Here is a 14,772-nt window from a genome sequence, read left to right on the forward strand (position 1 = left end):
TGACAAAGATTCGATCACAGCATTACAAAGGGCGCCGCATATCCAAAGATTGCTTCCTCGTACCTCCTCGCAATGACGGAGGGCGCCATAGGTCTAACTACTAAATACTAACTACTTAATACTAAAAAAAACTCTTTGAGTTTTTGTATCTTTGCAACCAATGGGTACACAACTAGATAACGGGGTTAAACCATATAACCATTATGGGGCTTACCTGAAGGAGAAATATGCGGGGCAGCGGGTTTTTAAGGTCATTGTGGATGGTAATTTTACCTGTCCGAACAGGGATGGCAGTAAAGGCTACGGGGGATGTACCTATTGTAATGTGGATTCTTTTACGCCGGATACGGCTAGGAAGATCCCAAGTATAAAGGAGCAGGTGGAGAATGGGATTGCTCGTGCGCGCAATAGTTATGGTGCCGAGAAATTCATTATCTATTTTCAGCCCAATACCAATACCTATGCGCCGACTCATCTGTTGAAGATGATGTATGATGAAGCCTTGAGCATCTGTCCGGAACATACCCTTGGTTTATCGGTGGGTACAAGACCCGATTGTTTGGATTTTGAGAAGATTGCTCTCTTGGAGAGTTACACCGATAGGTTCGATGTGGATCTGGAGATGGGGATGGAATCCATCTATAATGAAACACTGGAACGCATTAATAGAGGTTGCTCCCACGATGAATTCAATCATGCCATGAAGATGTTGGAGAACACCAATCTAGACCTTTGTGTGCACACCATCTTTGGTTTTCCTTGGGAAACGGAAGAAATGATGTTGAAATATGCGGAGGAGATCAATAAACATCCAAAGATCAAGTTTGTTAAACTGCATCATTTACATATTGTAGAAGGTTCGATCATGGGTGTCAAATATAAACGGGAGCCCTTCGAATTGTTTACCATTGAAGGTTATACCGAATTCCTTGCGAAATTCATTCCTTTATTGAGACCAGATATTATTATCCAACGGATTTTTGGAATAGCTGATAAAGAGCTTTTGATCGCTCCAAATTGGGGATTTCCAAAATCAGGGATACAGACAAAGATCGATAAGGGATTGGAAGAACTGGGTGTGAAACAAGGTTCAGCCTATGTTCCCGAAGCAATTGTTTAAGAACTGTATTACTTATATAAAACATAAAAGAGGGCTGAAATCAATTTCAGCCCTCTTTTATGCTTTAAATGTAACTTAAACTTTTTCCATATTATTTACCTAAAACAAGTTTCCTTAAGTTAGCAGATAGCGATCTATCGCTCCACAATAGACTTCAGATCCGCAGGAGAATAATAGATGGATTTCAAGGTCTTGTCATCGCCTTCACGGAACACCAAATATTTACCATCAATTTCTTTATAATAAGAATCCACTCCTTTTGCTTTGTAGTGTGCTTGGGTTTCGATGGCTTCTTGTTCTGTTGTGCAGGCTTTGCTCATATTGGAACGCTGAACTTCATTGAATAGATCGTTGAATTTATCCTTCAATCCGAATTCCAGGATGGCACCCGACAATACATATTGAATATCGCAAAGGGCATCCGCAATTTCCACCAAATCCTTATCATCGATGGCCTCTTGAAGCTCTTTCAATTCTTCGGCAATCAGGGAAACTCGTAGCTTACACCGAGCTTCTGAAGGGATGGTTGGTTTATCTAGAATAGGATGTTGAAAGGTAGTATGGAACTCAGCAACTGAAGTTAAACATTTTGGGTCTGTCATAATAATTCAAATTTTATTAAAAATACGAAAGATAGCGGAATTTATGAAAAATGAAAGGGCATCAATTCCAGATTATACAATAAAAAAAAGGCACTTACGTGCCTTCTTCTATTATTTCATTAAGTGTTTCAACTGTATGATTTCTTTATCATCCAAGTATCTCCAACGTCCGCGAGGAAGATCTTTTTTGGTCAGGTTCGCATAGACCACACGGTCCAATTTAACCACATCATAACCTAAAGATTCGAATATACGACGAACGATACGGTTTTTACCAGAGTGGATCTGAATGCCTACTTCACGTTTGGAAGCACCCATTACATAACTCAGATCATCAGGTTTCACAAAACCATCTTCCAATTCCACACCGAATTGGATCTTATTGAAATCACCTTGTGTAAGGCTCTTGTCCAACTCCACATTGTAGATCTTGCTGATGTTATTTCTTGGGTGGGATAATTTTTCCGCCAGGTTTCCGTCATTGGTCAACAACAGCAATCCTGTGGTATTTCTATCCAAACGCCCAACCGGATAGATTCTTTCCTTGGTCGCTTTGGATACTAACTGCATCACCGTTTTGCGCTCCTGAGGATCATCCGTGGTGGTAATATAGTCCTTTGGTTTATTCAATAACACATAGACCATTTTCTCACGCTTCAAACGCTCATCATTGTATCTGATTTCGTCTTTTGCAGGATCTACCTTGGTGCCTAATTCCGTTACGGCAACACCGTTCACAGAAATTACACCAGCTTCGATCAATTCATCCGCTTTACGGCGTGAACAAATACCTGAATTGGCAATATAACGGTTCAAACGGATCAAGCCATCATCTTCAGGCTCAGCGAATGAACGCTCTTGCGCAGGTTTTCTTGTTCTATAAGTTGTTTTTCTGTCGCCACGATCTTCGCGCTTTCCAGAAAATTTACTGTCTCTGTCAAATTTCTTATATCCACCTTCAGAACGATCTCTTCCTTCTGAACGGTCGAATTTCTTATCCCGGTCGAATTTCTTGAAACCTGAATCTCTTCCTTCGGAACGGTCAAATTTCTTGAATCCTCCTTCCGAACGGTCTCTACCTTCCGAACGGTCAAATTTCTTATCCCGGTCGAATTTCTTGAAACCTGAATCTCTTCCTTCCGAACGATCAAATTTTTTGAATCCTCCTTCAGATTTATCGAACTTCTTGAATCCTCCTTCTGAGCGATCTCTTCCTTCGGAACGATCAAATTTCTTATCGCGGTCGAATTTCTTGAAACCTGAATCTCTACCTTCAGATTTATCAAATTTCTTAAATCCTCCTTCCGAACGATCGAATTTCTTGAATCCTCCATCACGGTTATCGGAGCGGCCAAATTTTTGGTCTCTATCGTTGTTACGGAAATTGTCGGATGAATTACGGTTGGAATCTCTTTTTGCGTTAAAAGAACCTTTATCGGATCTTTTACGGTCTCCAAAGCTTTCTGAGTTGCTTCTGTTTTTTCTGGACTTGTCGTCTCGACTGTTCCTGTTGCTACTAAATGGCATAATTTTCAAAAAAAATTGAGCTACAAAGATAGCTATATTAATTGATTTTACTCTTTTTTATTTGTAAATGTTTCAATGTCCCTTATAAGGTGTGTTAGAGGCTTTTTAAACGGTTAAAAACTGTTAAAACTCATAACTATTTGGTAGATAACAAAATATGTCTTACCTTTGGAGCTTGATTTTCACCAAGCTGTCTTTTGATCGGTATTTTACGCGTGGATAGGATAGCAGTAAGGGATTGAATGATAAAAAAAAGAGTATTATGTTGTAGTGCACTTTTGACTGTAATGTTGTTGTCAAAACTGTACTCAAACCCACAGCCAGACATGGTTTCGGACCCTTTTAGAAAGGCGTTAAACCATTCAATGAAAACCAATGTAGCAACAACGTTGGCTGAATTGAAAAAGAATGAAAAGGATGATTTTTATTCGAGCATCTCATTCGCGAATGAAGAGATTCCATTGGAACAAGAAAGCGTTAAGCGTAAATTGGACAAGTACCTGCGCAAGTTTTCTTATTTAGAGCGATCATCGCATCAGATTCATCGCAAGGCGGACCAACTCCTACCTCGGATCGCCAAAATCCTCAAAAGCTATGGTATTCCCGACGATTTCAAATACATTGCGGTAGTTGAAAGTAGTCTGAATCCTGGAACTACATCGCATAAAGGCGCAGGTGGTTATTGGCAATTCATGCCAGCTACTGCAAGGCTTTATGGATTACGTGTCAACGGCAAAGTGGATGATCGTTTAGACCTAACCAAATCTACCCACGCAGCAGCACGGTACCTGAAATCACTTTATAGTGAGTTTGGTGACTGGACCCTAGTAGCTGCAGCCTACAACGTGGGCGGTGGAAGCCTTCGCGGTTCTTTAAAAAGACAACGCAAGGACAACTATTACGACCTAAAATTAAATGCCGAAACAGCCGCTTATGTCTACAAAATCATCTCCATGAAGACGGTTTTGGAAAAAGGCTAAGCCCTCAAGAAGAACAATCTTATTTATTATATATGCAAGGAAACCCAAAAGGTTTCCTTTTTCTATTTATTCCTTTCTGAAAAGTAAACAAATTTTACCCTGTCATAGGAATGTCACGCAAATCTTCTGTCATGTTGGTAAATTTAAAAAGTGTTTATTAAATTTATTAGTGATTGCGTAGCACATCTAACCAATGAAAACGGAAAAATAACCTGGCTATGGCCTATCTGAGCGCATAACTTAAAAAAGTGATTCATATCATTATTTCTTGCTTCCTATTATCATTAGAATGTCATCGTGATACTGCTACTTTTGAACAAGTTAACTTAATATAAAGAATAATGCAGGTAGAGCAATTTAATTATGACAACAAGATTGTCAGAGATTTTGGAATCGCGACTGTAATCTGGGGAATCATCGGTATGACGGTCGGCCTAATCGCTGCATGTCAGCTGGTATGGCCGGAAGTCAACTTCGGGTTGCAGTTTACAACATTTGGTCGGATTAGACCATTGCACACCAATGCTGTGATTTTTGCGTTTGTGGGAAATGCAATCTTCATGGGAGCTTATTACTCCATGCAACGGGTGCTAAAAGCTAGGATGTTTAGCGATATGCTAAGTAAAATCCATTTCTGGGGATGGCAATTAATCATTGTAGCCTCCGCAATTACCCTTCCTCTAGGTCTGACCACTTCGCATGAATATGCGGAAATGGAATGGCCGATCGATTTAGCCATTACCATTATCTGGGTGGTTTTTGGTGTTAACATGTTCGGTACTATTATTAAACGTAGAGAACGTCATATGTATGTAGCCGTTTGGTTCTACATTGCCACGTTTGTAACCGTTGCTGTACTGCATATTGTTAACTCTGTACAGTTGCCAATTTCGATGTGGAAGAGTTATTACGTTTATGCAGGTGTTCAGGATGCCTTGGTGCAGTGGTGGTATGGCCACAATGCGGTTGCATTCTTCTTGACTACCCCATTCTTAGGGATGATGTACTATTTCTTACCTAAGATGGCTAACCGTCCTGTTTATTCTTATAAATTAAGTATCCTTCACTTTTGGTCGTTAATCTTTATCTATATCTGGGCAGGTCCTCACCACTTGTTGTATACCTCGCTACCGAGCTGGGTACAATCTTTAGGTGTGGTGTTCTCGATCATGTTGATCGCCCCAAGTTGGGGAGGTATGATCAATGGTCTATTGACCCTTCGTGGAGCATGGGATAAAGTTCGTACAGAACCTACATTGAAATTCATGGTAGTCGCATTGACCTGTTATGGTATGGCTACTTTTGAAGGACCGATGCTATCCCTAAAACAAGTAAATGCGATTGCGCACTTTACTGACTGGATCGTTGCCCACGTTCACGTAGGTGCTCTAGGTTGGAACGGATTCATGACCTTCGCCATCTTATATTGGTTGATCCCTAGAATCTATAGAACTCAACTATATTCTAAGAAATTGGCGAATACCCATTTCTGGATCGGTACATTAGGTATTCTTTTCTACGCTATCCCGATGTATTGGGCAGCTGTTGTACAAGGTTTGATGTGGAAGGACTTTACACCAGAAGGTGTATTGAAATATCCTAACTTCTTGGCAACTACCTTAGAGATTCTTCCAATGCACATGATGCGTGCGGTAGGTGGTTTATTGTACTTATCTGGAGTAATTCTGATGACCTACAACTTGGTGAAAACCATTAAAACAGGATCGCTATTGGCTGATGAGCCTGCTGAAGCACCAGCTCTAGAACCAGTAGTGGTTACAGAAAGAGCACAACACCGTCGTTTAGAGCGTAAGCCGCTTTTATTCATGGTGCTATCCTTGATCGCTATCTTGATTGGTGGTTTGGTAGAGATGATCCCAACTTTTACGGTCAGCAGTAATATTCCGAAGATCGAATCGGTTAAACCTTATACCGCCCTGGAATTGACAGGAAGGGACCTGTATATCCGTGAGGGATGTGTTAACTGTCACTCACAAACTATCCGCCCATTCCGTTCGGAGACCGCTCGTTACGGCGAGTATTCCAAAGCAGGGGAGTTCATTTACGATATGCCATTCCTTTGGGGATCGAAACGTACTGGACCAGATTTGCACCGTATCGGTGGTAAGTATCCACATAAATGGCATTATGACCATATGTTGGATCCGACCATCACATCACCAGGAAGTATCATGCCTCCATACCCATGGTTGATCGATCAGGAGATCAGTTATAAATACTTAACTGCGAAAATGAAAGCCATGAGAAATCTAGGTGTTCCGTATAGTGATGACGAGGTGATCAACGCTGTTGAACATGCGCAGGCACAGGCAGCAGCCATTACGAAAGACCTTGCAGCCAACCAGGTTCAAGTAGAACCTACGAAGGAAATTGTAGCCATGATCGCTTACCTACAACGTTTAGGTACGGATATTAAAGCTGCTCCAGCGAAAAAAGAGGAAGCAGCAGCATCAAATGGTTCTAATTAATGACTATCTAAAAAATTAAAAGCTATGTGGAAGCAAATTACTGACTTACATGGGGACGAGATTTATATGATAATCTCCTTGTTGATCTTCTTAACATTCTTCATTGCGGTTTCGATCATGTTGATCCGGATGAAAAAGAGCTTTGTTGATTACATGAAAGAACTACCGTTTGAGGAGTCTGAAAATGAATTGAAGAACTTACCTGAATCGAAATAATTATGAATTTTATAGTATTATTGGCAGACGCGGCACCCTCAACTGATATGACATTGGGGACCGGGAATATGTACAACGATATCTTTTACTTGGTTGTGTTCCTGGTGTTGTTAGCTGTTTTGATAGCGGCCATCGCCATCAATCGTGCCTTACGTTCCATGCTAAAGGTGACTATGCCGGAGGTGGTAAAAGAGGAAACTCGTTTAGCAGCGGAGAGAAAGGCAGCACGCAAGAATTACTGGCGTGGCGCGTGGAACTATTTCATGGGGCTAAAACCTATGGAGCAAGAAAAAGAATTGGTTATCGATCATGAATACGATGGTATCCAAGAATTGAACAACCCCATCCCGGTATGGTTTAACGCCTTGTTCTATTCCACCTGTTTATTCGCGGTGGTCTATCTATTGATCTACCAGGTATTTGGTATCGGTTTGAACCAGGATCAGGAGTATGAGCAGGAAATGGCAAAAGCAGAAACGGAGAAACAGGCGTTCCTTGCGCAATCAGCCAATCTTTTTGATGAGAATTCCATCACCATCGATGAAACAGGGATGTTGGCAGCCAATGGTAAAGCGATCTTTGCCACCAACTGTGTAGCCTGTCATGGTGGAGCGGGTGAAGGCGGAATCGGTCCTAACTTAGCCGACCGTTTCTGGATCCACGGTGGGGAGATCAAGGACATCTTTAAGACCGTAAAATACGGTGTGCCTGATAAGGGTATGGTGCCTTGGGAGCAAACATTGACTCCAGCACAGATTGCAGAGGTAAGTAATTACATCATAACTTTAAGGGATACCAAACCTGCCAATCCAAAAGGAGCGGAAGGTCCTGAGGTGGTGAAGTATGAAAGTGAAGGAGGGTCTGCTTCCTCAGAAGCAGCAGCGACTGATAGCACAGCCACTGCAAATTAATCAAGCAAATTTGTATCAATAATATCATGGGAATAGTAGTAAGTGAAGCCGGAAAACCAAATCAACCTGAAAAATCGAAAAGACAATGGATCTACGCCAAAAAGCCTGGCGGTAAGCTCTATAACTATCGACAGGTGGTCGGTTATGGCTTACTACTATTCTTTTTCTTGGGACCCATCATTAAAATAAATGGAAATCCTTTCTTGATGTTCAACATCGTAGAAAGGAAATTCTCCATATTTGGGAACCTATTCTATCCACAGGATTTCCATATCTTCCTTTTTGGAATGCTCATCGTGATGGTGTGTATCGTGCTGTTCACCGCCGTGTATGGCCGAGTCTGGTGTGGTTGGACTTGTCCGCAGACCATTTTTATGGAACTGATCTTCCGACGGATTGAATACCTTATCGAAGGAGACTGGACACAACAAAAGAAATTGAATGAAGGACCGGATACCGATGCGAAAGCCTGGAAGAAAGTGCTCAAACACAGTATCTTTCTGCTGATATCCTTTGCCATTTCCAATCTGTTTCTCGCCTACATTATCGGCGCAGATGCTTTACTCAAAATAGCAACCGATCCTATCGATCAACATATTGTAGGGTTCCTATCCATCCTTGTCTTTACCTTGGTCTTTTACTTTGTGTTTGCCTTTGTTAGGGAAATCGTCTGTACCCGAATTTGTCCTTATGGAAGATTACAGGGTGTATTATTGGATGATAATTCGGTAACTGTAGCCTACAATACGGCAAGGGGAGAACCCAGAGGAAAAATCAAAAAAGGGGATGATACCCCGAAAGGCGATTGTATAGATTGCCATTTGTGTGTACATGTTTGTCCTACGGGGATTGACATCCGCAAAGGCCCTCAATTGGAATGTGTTTCTTGTACGGCATGTATCGATGCCTGTGATGCTGTAATGGATAAGATCGATAAACCTAGAAGGTTGATCGGATTTTATACCCTGGCACAAGCCGAAGGAAAGGAAAGCATAGCAGAAAGCAAAAAGAAAAACACCCGTACTTGGGTCTATACTTTGATTTTGCTGGTATTAATGGGTATCTTCGGGTTTATGATTTTCAGCCGTTCGGATGTGGATGGTAGGCTTCTGCGCGCAAAGGGTAGTACCTATCAATTAAAGGACGATGGAACAGTATCTAACCTGTATACCTTAGAAGTATTGAACAAGACGAGTAAGGATATTGATTTCGAGCTGGTAAGTCCTGATCCTAGTGTAAGGATCCAGATCGTGAATCCTATTTCGCATTTGGCGAAAGAAGGAAGCGCAAAATTAAGTCTTTTCCTGATCAGGGATCAGAAAGATATCAAGACGTATAAATCTGATATTAAAGTGGATATTAAAGCAGGAGATAAGGTGATAGACCAAATGGAAACCACCTTTATTGCTCCGCCTAAAAAATAAATAAAATGAACTGGGGTTATAAAATAGTTTTTGGATTAGGGGCCTTTATGCTTTTCATAGTTGGCGCCGGTGTGTATATGGTCAGTAATGATTCCGATTCGTTGGTAGATCCTGATTATTATGAAAAGGGATTAAATTATGATGATACCTATCATAAAAAAGAAAACCTGCTGAATCACGAGGCGAAGCCTAACTTGCAGGTGACGAAGGATACTTTGACCATCACGTTTGTGGCAGCAGGGAATAAAGGTAATTTAAATTTCAAGCGACCGGATAATGGAAAGCTTGATAAAACCCTTCCTTTTGCTACCCAGACCAACCAGTTCAAATTGCCTTTGTCGAGTTTTGAGAAAGGGAATTGGAATGTAGAGATCGATTGGAAGAATGGTGACCTGGATTACCTTTCTGACCAGGCACTTTTTATACAGTAACAAGATGACCTATCACTATCTAGCGTTTTTTATGGGGCTGCTTGGTAGTATCCATTGTGCCGTCATGTGCGGGCCATTATTATTGGCTGTTCAGGCTGGGCAACAGGTTTCCTGGAAAACTACCTTCAACAAGCTTCTGTACCAATTTGGTCGAATATTTACCTATGGGTTACTGGGTTTGTTCTTGGGGCTGATCGGGAATGTGGCAGCTGTTCAAGGATGGCAACAGGTCTTTAGTTTGGTCACTGGTCTGATCTTGTTCGGCATTGGTCTGTTTTATATGTTCGGAAAATCATCGAGTCAATTGGCAGCTTTCCAAACAAAAGCTATTCAGCCTTTTGCCAAATTCATGGGCAAATGGTTGTATCGTCCCGGTGGGAGTTTTGTTGCCGGCGTACTAAATGGCGTACTGCCCTGTGGGATGGTCTATATGGCCTTGGCATCCGCCGTAAATGCCGATTCCATGCTCAATAGTTTTCTTTTTATGATCCTGTTCGGCTTAGGTACTTTGCCGCTTCTTTTACTATTTTCCTTTGCCGGTAATTTCCCAAGACGAATTTTTAAGAAGGGATTTAGTTCCGTACTGCCTGTGCTTTTTCTACTGATGGGGATGTGGTTTATCCTTCGTGGTGCCAACTTGGATATCCCTTATCTAAGTCCGTTATTACATGTGGATGGTGCGCTGAATTGCGTCATGTAAAAAATCTGTTTTCTTCCTAAACATTTTCTTTAGTATCTTGTCTTTCATAGACCAATATGAAGGAACATTTAGACACCGCTATATTATTTTTGGAGCAATGGGGATGGATCCCTATGCTGATCGTTTATATAGGTGTAACCATTACCATTCTGATCGAAAATCGCAATCCCACCAAGACCATTTCTTGGGTGATGGTGATCGTGTTTATTCCCTTTGTGGGCTTGATCCTGTATTACCTTTTTGGACAGAAGTTTTCCAAGGTAAAGAAGATGAAGCGGATCAACCAGGAACAGACCCTACGCCTCAAAAAAGAATTCCAGCGTTTGGAACCATTGATGCTTTGGTCGATCCGTAATATCCATGATAAAATAGGTGATCTGTCCCGGGTCTTTTCTTATTTGAAAAACGAAAAGCTCTCGACTCCGACTTTGAACAATGAATTGAAATTATTGGTCAACGGAGAGCAGAAATTCCCGCTGTTCCTCCAATCATTGGAAGAGGCTAAGCATTCCATTCATATGGAATATTATATTTTCGATGTGGATAATATCGGAATGCAGGTATTGGATCTTCTGGAGAAAAAGGCTGCCGAAGGGGTGAAGGTCCGACTGATCGTGGATAGTTTTGGTTCGCCGAAACTGGTGCGGTACATGCGGAAAAAGAAAGATTCCATGATTGAATTTCAACCTTTCCTGCCTGTTACTTTTACTTCCCTGGCGAACAGTAATTACCGGAACCACCGGAAAATTGCGGTGATAGATGGGTATACGGCCTATATAGGGGGTATCAATATTTCCGATCGTTATATTAACCCGAATGAATTTGGGCTCTATTGGCGGGATACCTCTGTAAGGATAAAAGGAAATGCTGCAGCTATGTTCCAGATCAGTTTCTGGAATTCCTGGAACCAGACTGAAGGGGAATCCTTCAACTTGGAAGATGGCTATTTCAAGGATACCGCTACGGTATCCGAAGAATTAAGTGCGGTTGCACTGGCGTCGAGTGATCCTGGATCTATCGGGCCATTCAACATGGAAGCATTGCTGATCAGTATTGGGGAGGCAAGTGAGCGAATCCAACTCTGTACGCCCTATTATATTCCGACGGAAGAACTGGCAACCGCCCTTAAAACCGCCGCCGCAGCTGGTGTGGAGGTAGAATTGATGATTCCGGAGATGGGTGACTCCTGGATTGTTCAGCATGCCTGTTACTCCTTCATCAAACCATTATTGGAACGAGGAGTCAAGGTTTATTTTTATAGCAAAGGATTTTTACATGCCAAGACGGCTATCATCGATGGTAAAATCGCATATGTTGGAACGGTCAATCTCGATTTCCGAAGTTTCTATATCAATTATGAGGTAGCTGCCGTGATCTCCAATAAAGAATTCTGCAAGGAGATGGAGGAACAGTTTGCCATCGATAAATCAAATTCTGTATTGATCACCGCTAGAGATTGGAAGAAAAGAAAGGCATGGAAACGGGGCATCGATTCCTTATGTCGTCTTTTTGCGCCCCTGCTCTAGGGAAAAGCTGTTAAAAATCCTTAACAGACATCCGTCTTCCCCAAAAAATCGATATATTTAGCTTTTTGAAAACGAATTTTAGATGAGTAGACTTAACCGAATATTATTCGCTCTTATTGCTTTTATTGCCAGCCTGCCACAGGTAAATGCTCAAGTAAAACCTGCAATCCCTATTAATACAGCGGTAGAAAACGTTCAAAAGTATTTTTCTGTATATCCTGTAGAAAAGGTGCATCTCCATTTTGATAAACCTTATTATGCCGTGGGGGACACCCTTTGGTTCAAAACCTATCTGAATACCAATCTTTTTAATTATGCCTCCAGTAAAGTAGCTTATGTGGAAGTGATCAACGGGCGAGATTCCTTGATCCAAACCATGCGTATCCCATTGAAAAATGGAGGTGGATTTGGTCAGTTGGTACTGGATCCACAGTTCTATGCGCAGGATAATTATAGGTTTCGTGCTTACACCAAATGGATGATGAATTTTGACCTGGATTATTATTTCAATAAGGTTTTAACCGTTGGTGATGCCATCAATAAGAAATTGGGTGCTCAAGTGAGTTTCGCGCCAGATGGAAGTCGCACAAAAACGACTATGCAGTTCCGGTCGAAAGATGGGAAATTGTTGGCTAAAAGAAAATTGACCTGGGAAGCTAATGATGGTTGGGATGCTTTTGATAAAGGAAAAGCAGAGACGGATGAGATGGGACGTGTGGTCTTGAATCTATCCAATAAAGAAAGGGAGAAATTCAAAAAAGGAAGGATTGTCGTGAAGTTGGAAGATGGAGAGACCTTGGTTGGAAATTATCCTTTGGCAAATGCCCTTTGGGATGCGGATGTTCAGTTTTTTCCGGAAGGTGGTGACCTGATTGCCGGCCTAAGCAAAAAAGTAGCCTTTAAAGCGGTAGAGTCTTCTGGTAAAGGAGCGAAGGTAAAGGGTAAGATTATTGATAGTAAAAAGAAAGAAGTAGCTACTTTTGCTGATTTGGGAATGGGTATGGGTTCATTTTCCATGGTTCCCCAGCCAGGAGAAACCTATAAGGCCGTGGTAAGTTTCGAAAATGGAACCGAAAAGACATTTGACTTGCCAGCTGTGGTTGAAAATAAACTCAATGTGATCTATGTTTCCCAGGATGCAGAGTCTATAAATATTGGTTTGGTGACCAATGAAACTTATTTCAAGCAGATAGAAGGGAAACCATATTATATTTTTGGACAATTGAATGGACATTTGGTCTATGCCGCACAGGTATCCATCAAAAATTCTGCAGTTTCCATTAAAGTTCCTTTGAGTGAATTACCGAATGGAATCGTTCAATTGACCTTAATCTCTCCGGATGGACAACCGCTATCGGAACGATTGGTCTATGTTCAGCCTCAGCAATTAATAGACATCAAAATTTCCACGGATAAACCAAGCTATGCGAAGAAAGACTTGGTAAAACTAAAACTGAACCTGAATAATTACTTGGATAGTATACCTGCCACTTATTCTGTTTCGGTCATTGATGAAACTAAAGTTCCTTTTAACGATGATGAAGAAAGGGGCATTGTAAGTAATATGCTCGTGAATTCGGACCTAAAGGGCTATGTGGAGAAACCGAATTATTATTTCAATCCGAAGAACGAGAATCGCTTGGAGGCACTGGATGCCTTGATGATGACCCAGGGTTTCCGAAGATTTGATTATAAGGACCTGATCCAAGGAAAACTCCCAACCGTACGTTATATGCCAGAGGAAGGGATCGTGATTTCGGGAACTTTAAGAGATAATACTGGGAAGTTGCAGAACAATGCCGGATTGTTGTTGACCATACCTGGTGCTGCGATCAAGCGTGATGCTTATACGGATCCACAAGGTCGTTTTATATTTGATAAGTTGGTGTTCAATGATTCGTTGAAGGCTACGGTAAATGCAAGAAGTAATCCTAATTATAGAAGTTTGGTGATCAATATGGACCCTACGGAGTTTCCGAGGATTGATGATACGAATGCTTATAAAAGTGCAGCGATCTACAATATCGATGAGAATCTTTCGGCTTACCTGGACAATAGCAAAAAGGAATTCCGGACTTCCACGTTGATCGAGGAGGTTGTCGTGACCCAAAAAGTTGAAAGCAAACAGACGAGTAAGGATTTCTCGGCGCTCTCTGGGCTTTCGATGCCGGAACACCGTATTGATGGTAGCCGATTGAACGGCTGTAATGTATTGACGATGTGTTTGAATACAATATTAACAGGGATTACCTATGATTCCAATACCTTGAAATATTATATTACGAGAAATTATAATCAGGGGAGCAGGGTGCCGGTTCAATTCTTTTTGAATGGTATGCCGATCGATGAAAACTCCTTGAATTCCATTCAGATTCCGGATATTGAAGGAATTGAGATCTTTTTGAGGGATGATCTGGGGACTGTAAGGAATGTTTACCAGAATGATGGGGTGGTATCAATTATCACCAAAAAAGAAAAGAAACAACCTCGGATGACGATGGCACAGATTGAGGCGATGTTGCCGAAATCAAATGTGATCGATTTTAATCCATTGGGTTATGTGAAGACCAGGAAATTCTATGTTCCGAAATATAGTACTGCGGAAAGTAAAGCCACAAGCGATTATCGGACTACGGTGTATTGGAATCCGGATGTGAATGTGGTTAAGAATGGAGAGGTAAATCTGGAGTTTTATAATGCCGATGGTGTTGGGAAGTATAAGGTGGTGGTTGAAGGTAATGATTTGGGAGGCAATGTGGGTAGGCAGGTTTATTATTATGATGTGAAGTAGCGTCATTGCGAGGAGGTACGTCATTGCGAGGAGGTACGACGAAGCAATCTTTGAA

At 41.5% G+C, this 14,772-nt stretch carries 12 protein-coding genes; 10 read left to right on the forward strand and 2 right to left on the reverse strand.

Annotated features, from left to right (window positions below):
• Positions 1-160 precede the first annotated feature (160 nt).
• The gene (gene mnmL, locus VJ786_RS14355; RefSeq protein WP_099366807.1) at positions 161-1,120 is read left to right on the forward strand and encodes a tRNA modification radical SAM protein MnmL/YtqA; all 960 of its coding nucleotides are present in this window, start codon (positions 161-163) and stop codon (positions 1,118-1,120) included.
• Between the two features lie 134 nt (positions 1,121-1,254).
• On the opposite strand, the gene VJ786_RS14360 is transcribed toward mnmL, so the two are convergent.
• Together VJ786_RS14360 and VJ786_RS14365 are read right to left on the reverse strand one after the other, a co-directional pair.
• On the reverse strand, positions 1,255-1,722 hold the full coding sequence (locus VJ786_RS14360) for a pyrophosphohydrolase domain-containing protein (RefSeq protein ID WP_099366806.1): 468 nt from the start codon (positions 1,720-1,722) through the stop codon (positions 1,255-1,257).
• A 111-nt stretch (positions 1,723-1,833) separates the two neighbouring features.
• Entirely contained in the window at positions 1,834-3,249 is a 1,416-nt protein-coding gene (locus tag VJ786_RS14365; protein WP_099366805.1) for a pseudouridine synthase, read from the reverse strand.
• Between the two features lie 365 nt (positions 3,250-3,614).
• On the opposite strand from VJ786_RS14365, the gene VJ786_RS14370 reads away from it, so the two are divergent.
• The 9 genes from VJ786_RS14370 to VJ786_RS14410 all read left to right on the forward strand — a co-directional run bounded on the left by VJ786_RS14370 (position 3,615) and on the right by VJ786_RS14410 (position 14,717).
• Positions 3,615-4,229 (forward strand): lytic transglycosylase domain-containing protein, encoded by a 615-nt coding sequence (locus VJ786_RS14370; RefSeq protein WP_245153203.1) that lies wholly within the window; start codon positions 3,615-3,617, stop codon positions 4,227-4,229.
• Positions 4,230-4,570: 341 nt separating this feature from the next.
• A complete protein-coding gene (gene ccoN / locus VJ786_RS14375) occupies positions 4,571-6,718 on the forward strand; it encodes a cytochrome-c oxidase, cbb3-type subunit I (RefSeq protein ID WP_099366803.1) in 2,148 nt (715 codons plus the stop codon).
• Positions 6,719-6,742: 24 nt separating this feature from the next.
• On the forward strand, positions 6,743-6,934 hold the full coding sequence (locus VJ786_RS14380) for a hypothetical protein (protein ID WP_099366802.1): 192 nt from the start codon (positions 6,743-6,745) through the stop codon (positions 6,932-6,934).
• Positions 6,935-6,936: 2 nt separating this feature from the next.
• Positions 6,937-7,845, forward strand: coding sequence for a cbb3-type cytochrome c oxidase N-terminal domain-containing protein (locus VJ786_RS14385; RefSeq protein WP_099366801.1), 909 nt, complete (start codon positions 6,937-6,939; stop codon positions 7,843-7,845).
• A 26-nt stretch (positions 7,846-7,871) separates the two neighbouring features.
• A complete protein-coding gene (ccoG, locus tag VJ786_RS14390; RefSeq protein WP_336557943.1) occupies positions 7,872-9,269 on the forward strand; it encodes a cytochrome c oxidase accessory protein CcoG in 1,398 nt (465 codons plus the stop codon).
• Positions 9,270-9,274: 5 nt separating this feature from the next.
• On the forward strand, positions 9,275-9,700 hold the full coding sequence (locus VJ786_RS14395; RefSeq protein WP_099366799.1) for a FixH family protein: 426 nt from the start codon (positions 9,275-9,277) through the stop codon (positions 9,698-9,700).
• Between the two features lie 4 nt (positions 9,701-9,704).
• Entirely contained in the window at positions 9,705-10,400 is a 696-nt protein-coding gene (locus VJ786_RS14400; RefSeq protein WP_099366798.1) for a sulfite exporter TauE/SafE family protein, read from the forward strand.
• Positions 10,401-10,456: 56 nt separating this feature from the next.
• Complete coding sequence (gene cls / locus VJ786_RS14405) at positions 10,457-11,926, forward strand: cardiolipin synthase (RefSeq protein WP_099366797.1); 1,470 nt, start codon at positions 10,457-10,459, stop codon at positions 11,924-11,926.
• Between the two features lie 82 nt (positions 11,927-12,008).
• The gene (locus tag VJ786_RS14410; RefSeq protein ID WP_336557944.1) at positions 12,009-14,717 is read left to right on the forward strand and encodes a carboxypeptidase regulatory-like domain-containing protein; all 2,709 of its coding nucleotides are present in this window, start codon (positions 12,009-12,011) and stop codon (positions 14,715-14,717) included.
• Positions 14,718-14,772: the final 55 nt, after the last annotated feature.

The organism is Sphingobacterium tenebrionis, from assembly GCF_037126265.1.
GTDB lineage: Bacteria > Bacteroidota > Bacteroidia > Sphingobacteriales > Sphingobacteriaceae > Sphingobacterium > Sphingobacterium tenebrionis.

Bases quoted from the DNA above. Each gene is read 5' to 3' on its own strand.
- mnmL (WP_099366807.1), top strand. From the start codon at position 161: ATGGGTACACAACTAGATAACGGGGTTAAACCATATAACCATTATGGG.
- VJ786_RS14360 (WP_099366806.1), bottom strand. From the start codon at position 1,722: ATGACAGACCCAAAATGTTTAACTTCAGTTGCTGAGTTCCATACTACC.
- VJ786_RS14365 (WP_099366805.1), bottom strand. From the start codon at position 3,249: ATGCCATTTAGTAGCAACAGGAACAGTCGAGACGACAAGTCCAGAAAA.
- VJ786_RS14370 (WP_245153203.1), top strand. From the start codon at position 3,615: ATGAAAACCAATGTAGCAACAACGTTGGCTGAATTGAAAAAGAATGAA.
- ccoN (WP_099366803.1), top strand. From the start codon at position 4,571: ATGCAGGTAGAGCAATTTAATTATGACAACAAGATTGTCAGAGATTTT.
- VJ786_RS14380 (WP_099366802.1), top strand. From the start codon at position 6,743: ATGTGGAAGCAAATTACTGACTTACATGGGGACGAGATTTATATGATA.
- VJ786_RS14385 (WP_099366801.1), top strand. From the start codon at position 6,937: ATGAATTTTATAGTATTATTGGCAGACGCGGCACCCTCAACTGATATG.
- ccoG (WP_336557943.1), top strand. From the start codon at position 7,872: ATGGGAATAGTAGTAAGTGAAGCCGGAAAACCAAATCAACCTGAAAAA.
- VJ786_RS14395 (WP_099366799.1), top strand. From the start codon at position 9,275: ATGAACTGGGGTTATAAAATAGTTTTTGGATTAGGGGCCTTTATGCTT.
- VJ786_RS14400 (WP_099366798.1), top strand. From the start codon at position 9,705: ATGACCTATCACTATCTAGCGTTTTTTATGGGGCTGCTTGGTAGTATC.
- cls (WP_099366797.1), top strand. From the start codon at position 10,457: ATGAAGGAACATTTAGACACCGCTATATTATTTTTGGAGCAATGGGGA.
- VJ786_RS14410 (WP_336557944.1), top strand. From the start codon at position 12,009: ATGAGTAGACTTAACCGAATATTATTCGCTCTTATTGCTTTTATTGCC.